Here is an 18,977-nt window from a genome sequence, read left to right on the forward strand (position 1 = left end):
CATGAAGAAGTTGTGGGCGGGAACGTATAGGCAAGAGTGTTCGCCTGGATACCTTCATGAATCGTGATCTATGGAGTGGAACCGACATTCCGCCTTAAGGAGCTAAGTGATGCCTATCACCATGCTGTGGGGTTGTGCGGATTCAAGCCGCAATCGGAGTGGGAACGCGCCAGCAACCCAACGTCACAAAGGTGTACAGCGGGCGGTTCAATTCCGCGAGCCGAGCGGCTGATGCGTCGTGCCCGGCTGGCGACGTACAGGCGGTCGTGGTCAGGGCGACAGCAACGGCCTGTGGCGGTGCGCCGCAGGCCCGTGCCTGCGGCGCACCGCTGCGTCCCGGCGGAAGCTGCGGGCCGCGGTTGGTGCTATGCCTGCTCGTACTCGACGTCGGTGCTCTCGCAGCCGGCTGCGAGTTGGCGCAGTGTGTCGCGTTCGCGCCGGTCGACGGTCAGGGCCCACCGGAGCTTGGTGCCCACCCAGTCGGCCAGATACGTACACCGGGCCGTGGCCGCTGGCGGCATCCATTCGGCCGGGTCCTGGTCGGCCTTGGACCGGTTGGTCTTCGCAGTGACGGCGACCAGGGAGCGTTCGGCGCCGAGGTCGTTGGCGTAGGCCTGGCGCCGCGCGGCGGTCCACTGCGAGGCACCGCTGTCCCAGGCTTCGGCCAGCGGCACCATGTGGTCGATGTCCAGGCCCGACGGCCCGGCCACGGTGGTCTCGTCGTAGTAGGAGCGCCAGGTGCCGCCGGTGATCTTGCAGCCCGCGCCGACCGTGGGCTCGGTGACGGCCTCGGCCAGGAGGACTTCGGCCCGGGTGTGGCAGCCGTCCTTGTCCTCGTCGATCCAGTGCTTGAACTTGGTGCGCTCATATCCGTCGCGCACTTCGGCGGCCTGGGGGAGTGCTTCGATGCCGGCGTGGAGGCTGAGCGTCTCGGCAGCCTGTGCGGGGGTGGCTGTGGTGAGGGGCAGCAGGGCGAGGGCCGCGGCCGCGAAGGCGCGAGCAGTCGTCTTGTCCATGATCCGTTGATAGCGCCGCGGCGCAAGCCGTCGCCCGGTATCGCGGTGGGGCTCACTCGGGGGAGTGGCAAGTCATACCGCAGCACCAGCACAACCCATGCCGCCGCGCGCTCCCACTGATCACATAACCTCAGGGTGGTCGAGGGGTGGGTATGGAAGAGCTGGTCGTCGAGTCCGTCAGGTACAGCGCTCCGTGCGTGGACTGCGGGGCACAGCTGGAGTGCTGGGGCGTGCACGGCCTGATCGGTGGATCGCTGCGGTGGGACGTGGAGTCCGTGTGCTCGGCCTGCGGGCAGGCAACGGCCGACTGCGGCCAGGACCTCCCCGCCCGGCTGCGGGACCGGCTACTCGCCGACCACGGGCCGGCCACGTTGCGCCTGCCGAATCCGCCCGTGGAGCGCGTCACCGTCATGCGGGTGCTGCGCGCTGAACTCAGCCTTGGCCTGACCGAGGCCAAAGCTGTCGCAGGCCAGGTGCTGGCAGGGGCCTACTCAGGAACGCTGCCCGAAGTGGAAGCCCTCGCCCGCAAGCTGCGGGAAGCCGGAGTCGAAGCGGTAGCTGCCCGCCCCTGACGGGCCGTTGTCGGCAGGGGGTTCAGCAGGTGCCGGGGTCGAAACTGCCGCCGGTCAGGGGTTCGCGACGCAGGTCGGCGAAGGCGCGGACGGTGACGCCGGCCTGGCCAGGGGTGCGCCAGGGGGCGGAGGGCCCACTGGAGAGCCACAGCCCGCCGAGCGCCGTCGCGGCCTGGGTGGCGGTTGCTTCATCGGCCGCGGTGATGTCGATGACGACCAGGCCCGGCTCACGCAGGTGCTCTTCAGAGATCTCCATGGCCAGACAGACGCCCCCGACTACCCGGGGGTTCGGCGCGACCGTGGAAGTCACCCGGACGTGGACAGACGATCCTATGTGGCCGCGCTCCGCGGTGCGAAGACTTCGGTTCCTCGGTTGCTCGGCGCGATGGGTAGAGGCTGGCCGGGGGCGTGCCACGGGGCGGGCGGGCCACTGGAGAGCCACAGCCCGCCGAGCGCAGCCGCCACCCGGTGAGCGGTTTCCTCGTCGGCAGCGGTGACGCCGCTGAGCCCAGGCCCGACTCGCGCAGGTGCTCTTGAGGGATCTTCGTGGTCTGTCAGACGCCTGCCGCCGGCCAAAGGGTTCGATGCCACCGCGCACTTCACCCGGATGTGGATCCGCGCTGCGCAAGGCCGCAGGAGCGCGGCCAGCCGTGCAGGCGCGCTCCGCGACGCGGGTTCGATGGTTGACGTGCCCTGCCATGGTGGGTAGATCCTCAGGGCTGACACCACTCACCCGACCTGGGGGCTGCATGTATTCCGCGCGCCGACTGGCCGTCTTGGCTTGCCCCGTGCTGCTCTTCGCCACGGCAGCTTGTACCCCTGGCACCTCGCATCAGGAATCGAAGGCGCCGTCGACACCGGCGTCGAGCTCGTCCCAGGGCAAGAACGGCGGCGGCCTGCCGCTGGCCCAGGCCGTGGGACAGCTGAAGGTGGCAGCCGAGTCTCGCACTGGCTATGAGCGCGAGAAGTTCCACCTCTGGATTGACGCGGACCACGACGGCTGCGACACCCGTAAGGAAGTCCTCCTCGCCGAGGCGGTCAAGAAGCCCCGCGAGGGCAAGAACTGCCGCCTTACCGGCGGCACGTGGCGCTCCTACTACGACGACAAGACCGTCACCGACGCCCGCAAGCTCGACATCGACCACGTCGTCCCCCTCGCTGAAGCGTGGGACTCCGGCGCCTCGAAGTGGAGCACGAAGCGCCGGGAGCAGTACGCCAACGACCTGGGCGCCGAGCGCAGTCTCGTCGCAGTCAGCCTGGGACCTAACCGGACCAAGGGCGACAAGGATCCGGCCGAGTGGATGCCGCCGGCGAAGGATGCCACCTGTACCTACGCGACCGACTGGATCTCCGCAAAGCTCCGCTGGAAGCTGACCGCCGACCACGCCGAGCTCAAAGCCCTGCGCACAGTCGCCGCAGGGTGCAAAGACGCGACGGTGACGTTCACGCCGGCACCGTAGAGCGCTGCGACTCCCCGGCACCCCAAGCGAGGACATCTCTATCCCTCAGGCCGTGCGGGAAAGGCTAGGCCGCCCGCCGCGATCGGGCGTCCCCAGGGCGTTGTCAGTGCCCTGAGCTACGGTCATCGCGTCCTGCGGGACGCGCCCGTTCCCGCCTGGCCTCCAACAGCGGCCAGGCGGGAACGGCCAGACTCGCCCCTTTGTACTCGGCACGGGGCGTGCCTCTTCCGGATGGAAGGCCGACACCAAGGTGTCCTGCATCCATTGACGGGGGTAGCCGGGGGGATTGCAAGGAAAATCGGGAACTTCCACCCGGAGCGCTGTCAGGCTGCCGAATTCATGCGTCGGAACGGTCATCTGAGGGCGCTCGCTGAACACTCCACGCCCCGCAATGTTCCGTGATTCCTTGATCACGTGGTGTTACTGGCGGGTGTCGTGAATGCTGAGGTCCCTTTCAACGGCGGTTCGGCACCCGCCTGTTGAGAGCGCATCGACGCGCGGCTCTCCGGATGGCCGCGGCCGACCTCAAGGAGTGGGATGGACCGCAAAAAGATACTGACCACGGTGGTGCTGGTCACCATGGTGGTGTTCGCGTGGAGCGTGGTGATGACGGCAATGGGCCACGCGTCCGTCGTCGCCTGGCTCGCCCCGGCCCTGGCGCTGACGGTCCAGCAGATCGTTCGCGCAACCCGCTCGCGGAACGCGTCAACTTCAGAGCAGGGCACGGTGGGGGTATCCGGCAAGGAGGACGCCGCCCCGTGACGACGCCCTTCGAGTCACCTGTGCCGGCTCCCGGCCCGGCACAGGCCCGCCCTGGCCGCAAGCTCGGCCCGATCGCGGACTGCGTGGGCAGCTCGCATCGAGCCTGGCTGGAGCCGATGCGTGAGAGCTATTTCGCCAGCGGACGGACCCTCAGCCACCTCAGCGGCAGGGTCCTGCTGGCCAAGTCCAAACTCTCTGAGCTACTGCGCGGCGTGGCACTGTACCCCCGGTGGGAAGTCATCCACCGACTGTCCACCGAGCTGAACATGCCCACATGGCCCCTGTACCGCCTCTGGCGCCAGGCAGCACTCGACGCCCAAAAGACCCGCGAGTGGATCGACCGCTCCACCGAGAAAGCCACCCTGGCCACCGCCAACCTCAAGCCGCCCCTGGAGCACGGCGCCCTTCGACAGATGGTGGAGATGGACTACCTCCGCTACGCCCAGGTCTTCCTCTTCGACGACCCGCGCGACGCCGCGGTGGCCGACACCTTCGACATCCTCTGGCTGTACTGGAACGAAGCACTCGCCAGCCCCGACATCCGCCGCTACGCCTGGAACATCCTGCGCGCCACCGTCATGTCCAAGACACCGCACATGGACGGCCGACCCGAGCTCGGGCCCGCGGCGTTCGACACCGTCGCCCTGCGAAGCCGCACCTCCGATACCGACCGCATGGCCCAAGTGGCAGAGAGCCTGGAGCTGTTCAAGGCAATCAGCAAACTGCCCGACGCCCAGCTCGACGTCATGGTGCTGCGTCACCTGTGCGGACTCCCGCCCGCTCGCGTCTCTGCCCTCCTCGGCGTCCCGCTGGCCGCCGTACTCTCCGACGAACGTCACGCCGTCCGCTACCTGGAGCGCGCCATCTACCTACCGCCCGAGACCGGAGGACCCACCCCGTGACACCTCTACAAGAGATCCTTTCCCGGGCGCTGCTGGTACCTGACCGCGTCGTCCCACGCGACATCGTCCCGCGCTCCGACCCCGGCAACGACCCGGACACTCGCTTCGACGTCGCATCGGCCACGACAGACGCCATCCCAAACGCTGCGGCCGAAGACCTGCGTGCACTCTGCGAAACCCTTGTCAGGCACACCCCGGCCACCGCCATCATCGGCTTCGTCACCGACCAGGTGCCCGAACCCCGCAGCGCCCTGATCCTCGCCTGCGTCCTTCAGCTGACCAACACCGACGGTGGCGCCCGCTTCTGGTGGCAGTACGCTGCCGGCGCCGGCCAGGCCGCAGCGGCCTACTGCCTCTACCTCCACCACCTCTCCCTCGGTGAGGACGACACAGCCCGGTGGTGGCATCACCAGACCGACGACGTCCAACCCCCACCGCAGACCGACACCGACACCGGCGACCGCATCGCCAGCGCACCTATCATCAGCGCCTCCACCACCACGATCCTGCGCGTCCTGCGCCACCTCTCCAAGCACACCAGCCGCCCCCGCTCCGCCGCGGTCAACGAACTCATGGATTACATGCCCACCGCCGTGGCGGTCGGCTACCTCCGCGAGCCCGACATGGAGATGCCCATGCCGGGGCCCAACTTCGCCCGCAAAATCCGCACGTTGCTCACTGCGGCTGCCAACCGACCCGACGTCCCAAGCCGCCTACCCGCTCGTGCGAAATCGTCGACCCGCGCGCGGCGCGAAGCCGCTCGTGCCCGATGCACGGAAGGATGCAACTGGCAGATGGGCGAGACAGCGACGCGCTGATCTCCATCGCGCGCGACGAACAAGGTGTCCCGGGCGTGGAGTCCGCAGCAGCCGCTGCGGACTCCACGCCCTTGGAGCCGAAATGCCAGGCTCCGCCGCAGCCTGCCGGCAACCCCCGGACGGCGCCCCCATGCCGGCAACGCCCGGCGGGTGCACGCATCGCGGGGGCCGGGGAGCTGGGGCGGGCCCCTGCGGCGGGCGCGGTGCCGCAGCGGAATCGGGCGCGCGGAGGCGCGTAGTGGGGCGTGTAGTCCAGCGATGAGCGCCCTTGTGTGGTAACGGAGAGGCTTAATACGATCACGCATCGTTGGGGGGCGGCCTCTGACTCTGCTCCGCCCTCCGGGTGCGGAGCAGCAGGTCCGCCGTCCGGTGCGGTGCGTCGGGGGTCGGCACCGAGGAACAGCGGCAAAGACCACTGTCCGTTGAGACTCCTCGCACCTGCTGCTGGGCGGCCGGTTCGCAGGAGGGGAACATGCGTACCGCATACAAGAAGGTCCTCACCGCGGTGGGATGTGCCGCTGCGCTGGGCACCTTAGTTTCGGCCGCTCCGGCGGTACAGGCCGGCGCGGCACCCGGTGAGTTGAAGGTGTCTGTCCAGGCGCCGCAGGCGGTTGCGGGCTCGGCGAGCACACGGGCTGCTGCTGGGTGCTCACCGGGGGAGAACCGCTACAACCGCACCCAGTCGTGCATCAAGGCGCCCGGGAAGCTCAACATCACCCGCAACGGACGCCTGGAAGGCACGATCCGGTTCACGGTCACCCAGGCCATGCAGCTGCACAACTCGCGCAACTTCTCAGAGAAGTACACGTTCAAGGTCACCGGCATCGCAGGGAACACCAGCGCAGTTACCGCGGCATTCAACGTCTCTTGTGGCGGGTCCTGCCAGGCAACGAATCACGTCAGGGGCCCGCGGGCCGTGCGGGCGGGCACCGTGATCTCCGGTCCGGTCAACTACCACGACTCCACCACCACCCAGCACCGGGACCGGGCCAAGTACAGCCTGACGTTCCTCAAGCCCGGCTACACCACCGGACTCTCGCGCTGGGAATCGCTGACCTTCCGATGCGACGACATCATCCGCGGCAGCGGCATCGGCGCGGGATGCGTCTTCCCCCGCTACGCACCAGTCCTGACGACGATGGCGAACCTGCCGCACATCCGGACCAACATCAAGCGCATCCAGCAGGCCGGCCCGCACCACTACGGCAAGCGAGGCAACTCACCCCTCACCCGGGCGACCAGCACAGCGGTCGAGCGAGCCAACCGACGCGTTGCATGCCCCCGCAACCGACCCGGCCGGCCCGCAGGCCACAGCTGCGACGAGTACCCCTTCGCCAAGACCTTCCAGGGCGCCTCGCGCACCCGCAAGCCGGACTGGGGCTGGGCCTGGGTGCCCGCGCGAGAGCAGCACGCACAGGGCGGCTATCTCAGCTCCTTCTATGCTTCCCAGCGTGTAATGAACAAGGACAAGTTCTGGGTGGCGGTGTAGAGGAGTAGGCGACATGTCCAAGGCGACGGCCATCGTGCCGGTGTCGTACAACCAGTACTACATCGGCGGGGAGATCTTTAACGTTGAAGCATGGGACTACACCGGCTTCAACGGCTTGGTCGCCGCCTTGGACGCACCTGGGCACTTCGCGGTGCCGGGGCAGTTCGCCGTCGTGATGACCGGCACCGAGACCGGCGACGTCCGCGTCAGCATCGACATCCGCGCCACTGCCCCCCAGGAGACCGACCTCGACGCCTGGGACGAGGTCGTCGAGGTCAGCCTTTCCCTGCCCGGCCGCAGGCGAGGTGTGACGACGTTCAATGTCGATGATTTCGACCTGCCCGACTTTCCCGGGCCCGGCCCCTACCGGGTCAGAGTCCATGCCCGCGGCCGCGACCAGGGCCAGGAACTGCTGATGGTCGAGGACGACCCCGTCGAGGAACACCTCATCCTTGTCTGGCCAGCCCCGCCCGCGTCGGAAACGGTGCACAAAGTCACCGACGCCTACGGAGCCATGATTCGCGCCTCATAAATCGGTACACCCACGTCCAGTGCAGAGCCCGATTGCCCGGCCGCCACCGACGACCGACCCGCATCTGCCGCATCCGCAGCCGCGCCGGAACGGCGGCGGATGGTTCCACCGGCACCTGCTCGCCGAAGCCCGCCACATCGCCTGCGTCCTGCGCGGCCAGACCCGCGAGCCCGGCCTGGACCAGCAGATCGTGAACGCTGCGCTCGCCGCCCACTGTCTGGACATCAGCGAACCGAAGACGCTGTGCGCTCTCTGTGTTTGTGCTCTCAAACGATGGGACAGCACATGCTGGGAACTACCGCTTGACGCGGCCGCGGATGGCGAGGCCGGCGAAGCCGAGCAGGACTGGCTCAGCGATGCGGGAGACCATTTCGGTGTAAGTGCCGATGATGGTCAGGTCTTGGCCGGAGGAACGGAAGACCACCGAGTCGATGACCACCCGCAGGGCTTTGTCGAACCGCTTGACCGTTATGCGGTCTCCATACGGGCCCTCGGGGTTGGCCGGCTCGGGGGTGTCGGTCGTCAGCGTGATGCTGCTGCTGGTGAGGGTGCCTGTGCTCTTCGGCTTTGGCTCGTCCTGCGGAAGGCCCCACAGCATCATCGCCAGCACGGTGGCGGTCATGGCCGCAAGCAGCCAGCCCAGGGCACGGGAGGCCCGTAGACCGTAGCCGGAGAGTGCCCAGTACGCGGTAAGCAGGACCCGCTCGCCGTGAGGGATTGCAGGGTCGTGGCGGCGCATTTCCATCTCGCCGTAGTAGAAATCAGCCGCACCAGGCTCGTTCTTTCCGTCCTCAAAGGCCTTGCGCAGATGCCTGTATACCGGCGACAGCGCGGCCGGTTCCAGTACCTCCACCTGCTCCGGCGCGGGCATCCAACGGTCCGCGTCGATGCTCTGACCGGCGCGCCAGTGCTGCTCTTCGGCCAGCGTCCGGCGCGGTGTCCAGCGCACCAGCCGCAGCCCGCGCCTACGAAGCCCCAACGGCGCGACGGCCAAAGTGCACCTCCCCTCCAGACGCAGCTGGTCGAGATGGATGGCCCCGGTGAACAGGCACGCGGTGAGGTCTATGTCAGTGAGCACCAGATGTACTGCGTCGACACCCCGCACCGATACAGCACGCACGCGGGAGTCGTTCAGGCCAGGCTCGGCCAACTCTTTGCCGTAAAAGGCGAAGGGCTGGGGATGTGCAGCGACGCTCACCGGATACTCCAAAACCGCGTCACTCAAGTCCACGGAGGCGTGTCGCACCCGCAGTGCCGCAGTCGAGGCCCACCGTGTCCGGCGGCAGCGCAAGACCTTTGCCGCTGCCTCGATGGTCACAGCATTTGCGAACACCGCTTCCGACAGATCCAGCGCCTTTACACAGACCAGCGGCCCCAGCGCTGTAGCACGCTCGAACAGCACCCCTACGAACTCGGCGTTGCCGCCGATCTCCACACCGCTGAAGCCGGTGTCACCGCCGATCTCCACCCGGTTGAACCTTGCGTCGCTGCCGATCTTCACCCCCTTGAACGCGGCGTCACCGTTGATCTTCGCCTCGTCAAACAAGGCGTTGCCGCCGATCTGTGCCCAGCCGAAACCGGAGTTGCCGCCGATCTCCGTTCGGAAGAACCTGGCGGTACCACCGATCTTCGCCCTCTCGAACCCTGCGTCACCGCCGATCTTCACCTTGCTGAACATGGCGTCGTAGCTGATCAGTGCCCAGTCGAACAGAGCATGGCCGCCGATCTCCGCTCGGTAGAAAAGGGCGGTACCACCGATCTTCGCCCTCTCGAACCTTGCGTCACCGCTGATCTTCGCCTCGCGGAACAAGGCGCTGCCGACGATTTGCGCCCCGCCGAACAGAGCGTGGCCGCTGATCTGCGCGCCACAGAACATGGTGGTGCCGCCGATCTTTGCCCTGCAGAACCCGGCACTGCCGTGGACCACCGCACCGTCGAACCGGGCATCGCCGCGGAACTCCACCCTGTCGAACCGGGCATCGCCGTCGAACCGCGCTTGCCTGAACCGAGCAGAACCCATGCAGGGCCCTTCTGTGGCGGAATCCGTGACAGCATCGAGCAGTTCGCTCAGCAGTTCGTCCGTAAATGGGGTGCCACAGTGGTCCACGTCGGAACCGGGCTGCAAACCAGTGAGGTAGGAGGAGCGGTCGGCATCGCTGAGGTGGGCGAGACACTCGGCATACGGCTCGACGCGTCGGCCGCGGCAGCCGATCGGGTCGGCGCTGTGACCACAAAGGGGCCATTCAGGTGTGCTGGCGGTAGACCCATCGGGTGCGGTGCTGGTCATGCGAGAAGGGACGCAGGGCAGAGGCCGCACAGTTGCCGCCGCGACGCGGTCCGGTTGCGAGCCGTGCTGTACCCGTCGCTGAAGCCGCCGCCGGTCCGGCGCCGTTCCCGGCAGCACCCCGGAGTTCGGCCAAGCGCTCGCGTTGCCCGTCGCCCTGAGCAATGCTCCGTTGTTGAAAGGGTGTTCAAGTACCCACGAATCCGGATGACCGGATCGGGGCCGCACTGCCGAATCCGGGGGCTACACAGCGCCGAGAAGTTCGCCGGCGGGGGAGCAGCACGCACAGGGCGGCTATCTCAGCTCCTTCTATGTTGCCCAGCGTGTGATGAACAAGGACAAGTTCTGGGTGGCGGTGTAGAGGAGTAGTGGACGCACCTGGGCACTTCGCCGTTGTGATGACCGGCACCGAGACCGGCGACGTCCGCGTCAGCGTCGACATCCGCGCCACCGCCCCCAGGAGGTCGACCTCGATGCCTGGGACGAGGTCGTCGAGGTCAGCCTTTCCCTGCCCGGCCGCAGACGCGGTGTGACGACGTTCAATGTCGATGATTTCGACCTGCCCGACTTTCCCGGGCCCGGCCCCTACCGGGTCAGGGTCTATGCCCGCGGCCGCGACCAAGGCCAGGATCTGCTGATGGTCGAGGACGACCCCGTCGAGGAACACCTCATCCTTGTCTGGCCAGCCCCGCCCGCGTCGGAAACGGTGCACAAACTCACCGACGCCGACGGAGCCATGATTCGCGCCTCATGAACCGTATTGGCTGAGGGGCGACTCAGCTGGCCGGGAGTTTGGCGACTGCGGCTTTGATGTGCCCGTCGACCAGGGCGGGTGCGCCCACGAGCATCACCAGCACGTTGCCGCGGCGGACGGCGGCCGTCTTGAGCACGGAGGTTCCTCCTGGCCCGTTGAGCGTGGTCGTGTACGCGTAGGCGTCGGGACCTGGCCTGGGGGCGGAATCTTTGTGCACCGTGACAGTGAGTGGGGTACTGCCGGAGGTCATGGTGTATGTGGGACAGGACGTCTGGGCGTGCATGAGCCTGCGTAGCCCTGCGGACAGCTTGGACGGCGTATCGCTGTGGAGCTCCTCGCCCAGCTCGGAGTCCGCGCCGAACGTGAAGCCGGCGGAGGTCTTCGTCGCGAACTGCACTTCGTCGCTGTGTTTGCTCAGCTCTTCCAGCGCGGGGCAGCCGCTCATTCCTACGTCGTCGTACCGGTGAGGGTCGGCGGCCTTCTTATCGTCGTCGGGAGTCTCGGTCTGCGTGTACCCCGGCCCTAGGTCATCGGTGGTCAGCAGGTAGCGACGCAGCCGTTGGCCCTGGACAGGCTTGAGGTCGGTGGGGGAGAGCCCCGGGGAGGCCGCAGAACCGGGATCTGCAGCCCGGGAGGCTGTTGGCTCGGTGTCGTGCTTGCCAGTGGCAGGCGTACTGCTGCATCCGGTCGCCAGCGCCAGGACCCCGCAGGCAGCCGCTGCCGCCGCCCCACTGATTCGACGCTGCTTAGTTTGCACTGGCCAACCCCCGTTATCGACAACGGACATAACCATATCGACGCCTGATCTTCCGAGGGCGCGAAGCCCGTGGGATGGCCTGATCATTTGCTCGATCTGGCCCGAGTAATGCGTGGCGTGAGGTCTCACAGCGCGCGAGGTGAAGGGCGATGAGCTAGTGCCGCATCAAGCAACGTTCGCCCCGTCGTGCCGGACGGGCCCGCGGCAGGTAGCCGTTGGATGCGGTCCACGTAGTCTCGCGGGGTGCAATCTCATCTGAGCTTCGAGTACCCTCCCGCGCTGCCTCACGGGGTGGTGGTCGAGACGTTGCAGCAGGCTCTGCGTAACCGCTCAGCAGAGGGCGAGGCGGCGGGAGTCCTCGTCGGCACCGAGTTGAACGACGACGACGCGGAGTTCGTCAAGCACTGGTGCGTGCAGGTCGGGGCGCGGGCTGTGTCGGGCAGTCCGCTGCTCGGGCTGGCTGGGCTGTGCCTGGGCCATACCGCGCGACGCTTTGGGCATCTCAGCGATGAGGCCCGTGCCCTTGCGGAGTCGCTGGCGGCGCGGGCTGAGGCGGACCCGTCGGATGTGGACGGTCGGGCCCTCGACAGCTTTGACGATGTCCGGAGCTTCCTTCACCTGTGGTGACGTCGCCTGATGCCGCTGCTGTTGCAGGTCAGGCTGTGTTGAGTCGTCGGCGGTGCGGCTGAAGGGCGGCGTGGTCAACTTCACGGGCCGATGGCGCGCTCGCTGACTGCACGCTGATCTCTTGGCGAATCGAGGAGCAATGGAGACCCTGGGCAATCCCGCCAAGGCCGCACCACCGCCCGCACCGCGACTGGTGGCGAAGGGCCGACGCATCAGCAGGGATCCGGGCGCCACGGCCGACTTGATTCCGCCTTGAGGAACGTCTGCCCAGGTGAGAGCGTGTGATCATCTGACTGGCTGTATGCGGGGGCTGTTTTTGCATGGGTGTTGTGCTGCCTGGGTGGGCGGACGAAGTTCTCGACATCATCGGGGTCTCCTGGCCCAATGTGGACGAGGACGACTATCGCGAGATGGCCGACGCCATGCGGGAGTTCGCCGACGATATCGACGAAGGCGCGAATGAAGCCCATACCGCGATCCAGGGGCTCGTCTCCTCGGCAGGCGGTTCGGTCGCCGTCGAGGCATTGAACGCCCACTGGAGCAAGATCAACGGTACGCACCTGAAGAATCTGGGGGAGTGCGGCCGTATGGCGGCCACTGCCTTGGACGGCGTCGCCACTCTCATCGAGGGTGCCAAACTCGGGGCGATCGTCCAACTCGGCATCCTGGCGGCCGAGGTGATTGCCGCTCAGGTTGCGGCTCCTTTCACCCTCGGGCTCTCCGAGGTCGGTGCGCTGGCTGCCACTCAGGCCACTCGCGTGATCGTGAAGCGGTTGTTCAAGGAGGTCTGCCAGCAGGTCGCCGAACAGGTCATCAGCATGGCGCTGACGCCCGTCGAGGAAGCGCTCGGCGCAATGGTCGGTGACTTGGTCGTCCAACTGGGGGCCAACGCCCTCGGCGTCCAGGACGGCGTGGACCTGGGGCACACTGCGCGGGCCGGCAAGGAAGGCTTCACCCAGGGTGTCCAGGGCGCCAAGGAGTCCGCGAAATCAGCCGCTGACAACCCGATGGAACTCCTCAGTGCCGGCGGCCACGGCGGCGGTGGGTCGGGCGGCGGCTCCCGGGGCGGAGGGGGGTTCAGTCATGATCCCGAGGAACACGACCGGGTCGTGACAGGCCTTCAGAGTGCGGGCGGTACCTTCCGCAACAAGGCCGGTGGCAAGATCGGCCGGGCCAAGAGCCATCACGGTCGTACCCGCGGCAAGGACGCCATCGCTGATGCGGCGAACGCGATGCTCGACAAGGTCATCGACGGCATTGAGGACGGCGTCAAGAAGACCGCCAAGCACCTCGACGACAACATGACTCGCGGCATCAAGCAGATGGCCAAGAACCATCACGAGAACGATCAGAAGCTCTCCGATCACTTCAAAAGCCTCGGCCAGGGGCCCTCTAAGGATCCCAAGGCTCCGCCCGGCGGACGCGGCAACGGGCTGGGCGGGAAGAAAAGCGGCGGGGCTGAGTGGAAGGCAAGGGACCAGCTCAACAAGGAGCACCCCAACAACAACACGCGGGTAGACCTCACCAAGAAGGGGTGCGGCGACCCAGTAGACGTCGCCACCGGGCGTGTGTACCTCACTGAGACGGACATCGTCCTGCCCAGCGCCACCATGCCCCTGGTCTTCCGCCGAAAGTTCGAGTCGTCGTGCCGCGTCGGCCGCCATATCGGCCCGTCCTGGACCTCAACCATCGATCAGCGCCTTGAGATCGATGAGCAGGGCATCGTCTTCGTCACCGAAGATGGCATGCTCCTTTCCTACCCCATCCCTGAGCTTGGGCAGTCTGCCCTGCCGGCCCGTGGCCCTCGCTGGCCACTGACGAGTGCGGAGCATGGCGACTGGACCGTCCACAACCCTGACAGTGGGCTCACCCGCTACTTCACCGAAGCCCAGCACTCGCCCGGCCTGGCCCTGCTGGACGAGATCACCGACCGCAACGGCAACCACATCACCTTCGACTACGACGACCAGACCGGCGCTCCCCTGGCGATGCGTCACTCAGGTGGCTACCACCTGAAGTTCACCAGCGACGAGCACAGCCGTGTTACCGCCCTGCATTTGGCAGACGGTGCAGAAGACGGCTCGGATGTGCTGGTGATGACCTACGGTCACGACGACGCCGGGAACCTCACCGAAGTAACCAACTCCAGTGGCGTTCCGAACCAGTTCGAATACGACCACGAGCACCGGATGACCGCCTGGGTCGACACCAACGGCAGCCGCTACGAGTACACCTATGACCAGCAAAGCCGGTGCATATCCCAGGGAGGTAGCGACGGTCACCTGCGCTACACCTACGTCTACGGCTCATTGGATCCGCAGACAGGGCACCGCATCACCGCCGCGACGAACTCCCTCGGACACACCACCAGCTACCAGATCAACGAACACCTCCAGATGGTCGCCGAGACAGACCCGCTCGGTAACACCACGCACACCACTTTTGACGACGCTGATCGTCCGATCAGTGTCACTGATCCTCTCGGACACACCACCCGCTACATCCGGGATGAACACGGCCGATTGACCACTGTGCACCTGCCGGACGGGTCGCAGACGCATGCTTCCTACAACGAGCTCAACCTGCCCACCGAGGTCATCGAACTCGGCGGACGCGCGTGGCGCTACTCGTACGACGAGCGCGGAAACCGGCTCACGCAGACGGATCCGGCAGGGGCCACCACCCACTACTCCTATAGCCAGGCCGGGCACCTCACCTCGGTCACCGACGCTTTCGGCGCCACGACGGTGATGACCACCAATGCCGCCGGTCTCAGTCTCTCGGTCACCGATCCTCAAGGAGCTACAGCCTTCTGCAGCCGGGATGAATTCGGGCGTATCACCCGCACAACAGACCCGGCCGGCAACACCATGCACATGCGCTGGAGCGTCGAGGGACAGCGCACCTGGCGCCAGCTCGCCGATGGCTCCCAAGAAAAATGGGGATGGGATGGAGAAGGCAACCTCACCTCCTACACCGACCGTAACGGTCGCACCACCACACACAGTGTGACCCGGTTCGACCAGCCCGCCGCCACCACCAACAGCGACGGAAACCACTTCAGCTTCACCCACGACACCGAGCTTCGCCTGACGGCCGTCACAGGACCACACGGCCGCAGCTGGACATACACCTACGACCCTGCGGGCCGCCTGGCCGCGGAAACCGACTTCGACGGCCGCACCCTGACCTACCAGCACGACGCCGCAGGCCGTGTCATCGCCCGTACCAACGGGGCAGGACAGACCCTTCGCTTCGAACACGACAGCCTCGGCCAAGTCGTCCGACTTCTCGACGATGACGGGCCGGTGGCCACCTACCGCTATGCCAGCACAGGAGCCGTGACAGAGGCTGTCAATGCGAGCGCCCGCATCACGATTACACGGGACCGGCAAGGCGGCTTCACCGACGAATCCGTCAACGGACGAGTCCTGCGTCGCGGCCACGATCTGATGGGCCGGCTCACCAGCCGTCGTACCCCCATCGGCGCAACCAGCAGCTGGACCTTCGACGAGACGGACGACGTCACCACATACGTCACCGCCGACCACATCTTGCACCTGTCCCACGACGCCTTGGGCCACGAGACGAGCAGAACGCTCGATGACACTCTCTCCCTCACGCACGCGTGGGACTTCGCCGGGCACATCACTCACCAGGCAGTGAACTCCTCACACGGAACAACCGTCGAGCGGTTCTTCCGCTACCGTCAGGACGGCCGCCTCGAGTCCGTGAACGACCACCTAACCGGCAGCCGCAGTTTCACGCGGGACCGCACAGGCAGGGTCACCGGCGTGGAAGCGGAGGGATGGAGCGAGCACTACGGCTACACCTCCGCGGGCGACCAGAAAGCTGCATCGTGGTCATCCAGGCTGCCCGGCCAGGGCGCAACGGGAGAGCGCGACTATCTCGGATCGCGGGTTAGCCGTGCAGGGCGCACCCATTACCAATATGACGCGCAAGGTCGCGTCATCATGCGACAGCGCACTCTCCTGAGCCGCAAGCCGGACACCTGGCGCTATACCTGGAACGCGGAAGACCGGCTCATTAGGGCCATCACGCCCGATGGCTGTACCTGGCACTACCGGTACGACGCGCTAGGCCGGCGCATCGGCAAACAGCGCCACGACACCCAAGGGCAGCTGCTGGAAGAGACCGTATTCACCTGGGACGGACACCTCTTGGTTGAGGAGTCCACCCAAGGCGCCCGGTCCCGGATCGTCCTTACCTGGGACTACCTCGGCGAACGCCCCATCTCCCAGACCGAACGCAAGATTGACGTCAGCAGCGGACAAGAGACTGACCGCCGCTTCTTCCTCATCGTCACCAGCCCGGTCGGCACTCCCACCGAACTCGTCGACGAGAACGGCACCGTCGCCTGGCGAGCCCAAAGCACCCTGTGGGGCGTCACCGCCTGGAACCGCGACAGCACCGCCTACACACCGCTGCGCGCAGCTGGCCAGTATCACGACCGGGAAACCGGACTCCACTACAACTTCAACCGCTACTACGACCCGGAGCTCGGCCGCTACCTTTCCCCTGACCCGCTCGGCCTTGGGCCCGCAGCCAACCACTACGCCTACGTCGATGATCCACTCGCATTCACCGACCCCCTGGGCCTTGCCAAAAAATGCAGGCAAGACGTCACCTGGGGCGGGCGCGTTGCATGGCATAGAGACCACCGCGGCCGCCACTACGAAATGAATGCGACGATTAATCGGGATATGCTGGACGAAGGCACAAAAGCGCAAGAAAGCATACGTCCCCCCGGATTCCTGGGTGGTGACCCCTACGGACACTCGCGAGGCCACATGCTGGCCAAGCGTCTTGGCGGCACCGGAGATGAAGAAGATAACCTATTCACCATCTCCCAGAACCCAACAAACACTCCGCAGATGAGCAAATATGAAGACATTGTCTACCAGCAGGTGAAAAAGCACGGCTCTGCAACCTACAATGTCTATCTCGAATACGCTGACGACAACGCGAAAATTCCCAAGTGGATTCAGATGGAGGCCTTCGACCACCGCGGTAATCTTCTCTTCGATAAGCAACTCCCCCCAAACCCGGCCCACCTGGACGAGTGATGAACGACCTGGAACAGCTCAAACGCCTATGCCCCCCACCCGCCAACCGTTCAGACCAAGCCCTGCCCGCCTGGGAATCAGTAGAACAGGGGCTGGGCATCAGACTCCCGGACGACTACAAGAGGCTTTTCGAGGAATACGGGCCAGGTAGTTTCTATGATTTCCTTTCCCTCTATCAACCCCAGTCTCTCGAGACGATCGATATCGAGGTACAGACGCCGAAAATTCTCGCCTCACTCGAAAAGCGATGCGAGTGGACCGACTACAGTCTTCCGTATCCCATCGCCTGGCTTCAGCCAGTCGCAGTAACGGACAACGGAGAATACGTCTTCTGGGTGGCCGAAACCAAAAGCAATCCGGATCTTTGGGGAATCGCAATAAACGAGGCCAGTGGGGATGATTGGTTCACATTTGATGGAACCATCACCGCATTCCTGAGAAGGCTCTGCGAAGGCCTCGAGGTGCCGTTGTTCCCTGACTCCCTTCTCGAAAGGCCGCCGTCTTTCCGCTCGTCCAGTTATACCCCTGAAGACTGGCGACGGGCTCACGCGATCAATACTGCCCCAGACACCGGACCGGTGGACTCGGAGGACATCCGTGAATGGGCCCGGAGTCAGGGCTACGACGTAGCACCACGAGGGCGGATTCCCGCCGCCATCCGCGACGCCTACGAGCAGGCGCACAGATAAGTACATTGCCGAGGGACGCGCTGAATGAGGCGATTTACCAGGCGAATTCGCCGCGTTCCAGTGCGGCCTCGCGTCAGTCGACAGCGAGCTGAAACAGGTCGTGCTGAACTCCAACATCCCTCACCGCACGGTGACAGTGCTGGCCGCCGCTGCGGTGACGGCGCTGTTCCTTTCCGGCTGCTCCCCCGCCTCCCTGCCGAAGCAGTCGGAACGCCTGTAGAAGGTTGCTGGCTTGACCACGTTCTTCGCTGCTGAAGGCTTGCCATGTCCAGGGGGCGCAGCGCGACTTGATCGCTGCCGGGCCAGCTGTCTTCGCTCCCGCCTATCGAGAAATGGCCGCTACGAGAGCCCGCAACGGTCCAACGAGTTCGGGGTGGTCGCCGCGGGATGCGGACTGGAGGAGGTCTGCTGCGACGACGAGGAGTGCGGTGTGGCCGGCAGGGCTGTCCAGGATCGGAAATTCGGTACGGATGCGGGCGGCGGTGTGGGGCGCGAGGAGGGAGTAGGCATACAGCAGCGCGGGGTCGTAGCCGACCGGTGCCAGCCCGAACCCTTCGAAATCCAGCAGGGTGGGCCCGCTCGTGGTGAGGTTGGCGAAGTGGCAGTCGCCGTGCGCTGTAGCCCAGTCGATCTCGGCCGGGGCGGGGACGCCGGCGTGCTGGGGGAGTGCGCGGTCGATCCACTGCCGGCGTACCGCGATCCGTTCGGTGGGTGTGGCGGCGATGGTCTCCAGGTCGGTGTGCAGGGATTTCCACCACGTCTCCGGCAGCTCCAGCTCACTGGTCAGTACGGGTTCCGGCGCGCATGTGGGGGAGTCGATGAACGCGGTGAGCTCGGCGCGGTAGGCGATGCCGTCGCGCTCTGTGCCGTCGTGGATGCCGTACAGGGCCGGCTTGCACACCCCGGCGAAGGCGGCCGCCGCGTCCTTGGTGCCCTCCCACAGCTTCCCCTTTGCCTGCTCGGCCGGCGCGGAGATCAACCGCAACCAGCAGGCTCCATGGTCGGGATGGTGCGCCTTCTGGCCGAGGGTGCGGCCCTGGTAGCCCCACAGCCGCCGCCCCTCAACGTTGACGCCGAGTGCGGCGCTCGCCTCCTGCTGCGCGGCGAGTGCGCGGTGTTCGTCAGCCGGGGTGGTGGGGGGCGAGTACATCGCACACCTTCCGCAGGGTCCAGGGCGGGATAGCCGCCTGGTCGAGGGCGGCGCGAGCGGCCTCCCAGTGTGCCGGAG

16 protein-coding genes are annotated in these 18,977 nt (G+C 66.3%); 11 read left to right on the forward strand and 5 right to left on the reverse strand.

Features of this window, described 5'->3' with window-relative positions; translation table 11 throughout:
• Positions 1 to 365: 365 nt before the first annotated feature.
• Positions 366 to 1,016, reverse strand: coding sequence for an HNH endonuclease family protein (locus tag CP981_RS37300; protein ID WP_085927667.1), 651 nt, complete (start codon positions 1,014 to 1,016; stop codon positions 366 to 368).
• Positions 1,017 to 1,168: 152 nt separating this feature from the next.
• Between CP981_RS37300 and CP981_RS37305 the strand changes: the two genes are divergently transcribed.
• The gene (locus CP981_RS37305) at positions 1,169 to 1,588 is read left to right on the forward strand and encodes a hypothetical protein (RefSeq protein ID WP_085927666.1); all 420 of its coding nucleotides are present in this window, start codon (positions 1,169 to 1,171) and stop codon (positions 1,586 to 1,588) included.
• 22 nt (positions 1,589 to 1,610) lie between these two features.
• Here the strand turns inward: CP981_RS37305 and CP981_RS37310 are convergent, their stop codons facing one another.
• Positions 1,611 to 1,844, reverse strand: a complete 234-nt coding sequence (locus CP981_RS37310; protein WP_244329979.1) for a DUF6207 family protein — start codon at positions 1,842 to 1,844, stop codon at positions 1,611 to 1,613.
• A gap of 493 nt (positions 1,845 to 2,337) precedes the next feature.
• On the opposite strand from CP981_RS37310, the gene CP981_RS37320 reads away from it, so the two are divergent.
• From CP981_RS37320 to CP981_RS37345, 6 genes are all read left to right on the forward strand, one after another.
• Positions 2,338 to 3,048 carry an HNH endonuclease family protein gene (locus tag CP981_RS37320; RefSeq protein WP_085927664.1) on the forward strand — a complete coding sequence of 237 codons (711 nt, stop codon included), beginning with the start codon at positions 2,338 to 2,340 and terminating at the stop codon, positions 3,046 to 3,048.
• A gap of 537 nt (positions 3,049 to 3,585) precedes the next feature.
• Positions 3,586 to 3,810, forward strand: coding sequence for a hypothetical protein (locus tag CP981_RS37325; protein ID WP_085927663.1), 225 nt, complete (start codon positions 3,586 to 3,588; stop codon positions 3,808 to 3,810).
• Complete coding sequence (locus CP981_RS37330) at positions 3,807 to 4,712, forward strand: sigma-70 family RNA polymerase sigma factor (RefSeq protein WP_150522389.1); 906 nt, start codon at positions 3,807 to 3,809, stop codon at positions 4,710 to 4,712. Before CP981_RS37325 ends, CP981_RS37330 begins: the two co-directional genes overlap by 4 nt.
• Positions 4,709 to 5,530, forward strand: a complete 822-nt coding sequence (locus tag CP981_RS37335) for a hypothetical protein (RefSeq protein ID WP_085927661.1) — start codon at positions 4,709 to 4,711, stop codon at positions 5,528 to 5,530. Before CP981_RS37330 ends, CP981_RS37335 begins: the two co-directional genes overlap by 4 nt.
• A gap of 472 nt (positions 5,531 to 6,002) precedes the next feature.
• Positions 6,003 to 7,019, forward strand: a complete 1,017-nt coding sequence (locus CP981_RS37340; protein ID WP_107429590.1) for a NucA/NucB deoxyribonuclease domain-containing protein — start codon at positions 6,003 to 6,005, stop codon at positions 7,017 to 7,019.
• Between the two features lie 13 nt (positions 7,020 to 7,032).
• Positions 7,033 to 7,551 carry a hypothetical protein gene (locus CP981_RS37345; RefSeq protein ID WP_085927660.1) on the forward strand — a complete coding sequence of 173 codons (519 nt, stop codon included), beginning with the start codon at positions 7,033 to 7,035 and terminating at the stop codon, positions 7,549 to 7,551.
• Between the two features lie 295 nt (positions 7,552 to 7,846).
• Here the strand turns inward: CP981_RS37345 and CP981_RS37350 are convergent, their stop codons facing one another.
• Positions 7,847 to 9,838 (reverse strand): pentapeptide repeat-containing protein, encoded by a 1,992-nt coding sequence (locus CP981_RS37350; protein WP_085927659.1) that lies wholly within the window; start codon positions 9,836 to 9,838, stop codon positions 7,847 to 7,849.
• A gap of 526 nt (positions 9,839 to 10,364) precedes the next feature.
• Between CP981_RS37350 and CP981_RS37360 the strand changes: the two genes are divergently transcribed.
• A complete protein-coding gene (locus tag CP981_RS37360) occupies positions 10,365 to 10,589 on the forward strand; it encodes a hypothetical protein (RefSeq protein WP_085927658.1) in 225 nt (74 codons plus the stop codon).
• A 22-nt stretch (positions 10,590 to 10,611) separates the two neighbouring features.
• On the opposite strand, the gene CP981_RS37365 is transcribed toward CP981_RS37360, so the two are convergent.
• Positions 10,612 to 11,034, reverse strand: coding sequence for a hypothetical protein (locus tag CP981_RS37365; protein ID WP_085927657.1), 423 nt, complete (start codon positions 11,032 to 11,034; stop codon positions 10,612 to 10,614).
• 555 nt (positions 11,035 to 11,589) lie between these two features.
• Between CP981_RS37365 and CP981_RS37370 the strand changes: the two genes are divergently transcribed.
• The 3 genes from CP981_RS37370 to CP981_RS37380 all read left to right on the forward strand — a co-directional run bounded on the left by CP981_RS37370 (position 11,590) and on the right by CP981_RS37380 (position 17,749).
• On the forward strand, positions 11,590 to 11,973 hold the full coding sequence (locus tag CP981_RS37370; protein WP_244329981.1) for a hypothetical protein: 384 nt from the start codon (positions 11,590 to 11,592) through the stop codon (positions 11,971 to 11,973).
• A 320-nt stretch (positions 11,974 to 12,293) separates the two neighbouring features.
• A complete protein-coding gene (locus CP981_RS37375; RefSeq protein WP_085927656.1) occupies positions 12,294 to 17,060 on the forward strand; it encodes a DUF6531 domain-containing protein in 4,767 nt (1,588 codons plus the stop codon).
• Positions 17,060 to 17,749 (forward strand): Lsr2 family DNA-binding protein, encoded by a 690-nt coding sequence (locus CP981_RS37380; RefSeq protein WP_085927655.1) that lies wholly within the window; start codon positions 17,060 to 17,062, stop codon positions 17,747 to 17,749. The genes CP981_RS37375 and CP981_RS37380 overlap by 1 nt, the downstream gene beginning before the upstream one ends.
• A gap of 322 nt (positions 17,750 to 18,071) precedes the next feature.
• Here CP981_RS37380 and CP981_RS37385 read toward each other — a convergent pair whose 3' ends face one another.
• On the reverse strand, positions 18,072 to 18,899 hold the full coding sequence (locus CP981_RS37385) for a phosphotransferase (RefSeq protein ID WP_150522390.1): 828 nt from the start codon (positions 18,897 to 18,899) through the stop codon (positions 18,072 to 18,074).
• Positions 18,900 to 18,977: the final 78 nt, after the last annotated feature.

It is taken from the genome of Streptomyces platensis (assembly GCF_008704855.1).
Lineage (GTDB): Bacteria > Actinomycetota > Actinomycetes > Streptomycetales > Streptomycetaceae > Streptomyces > Streptomyces platensis.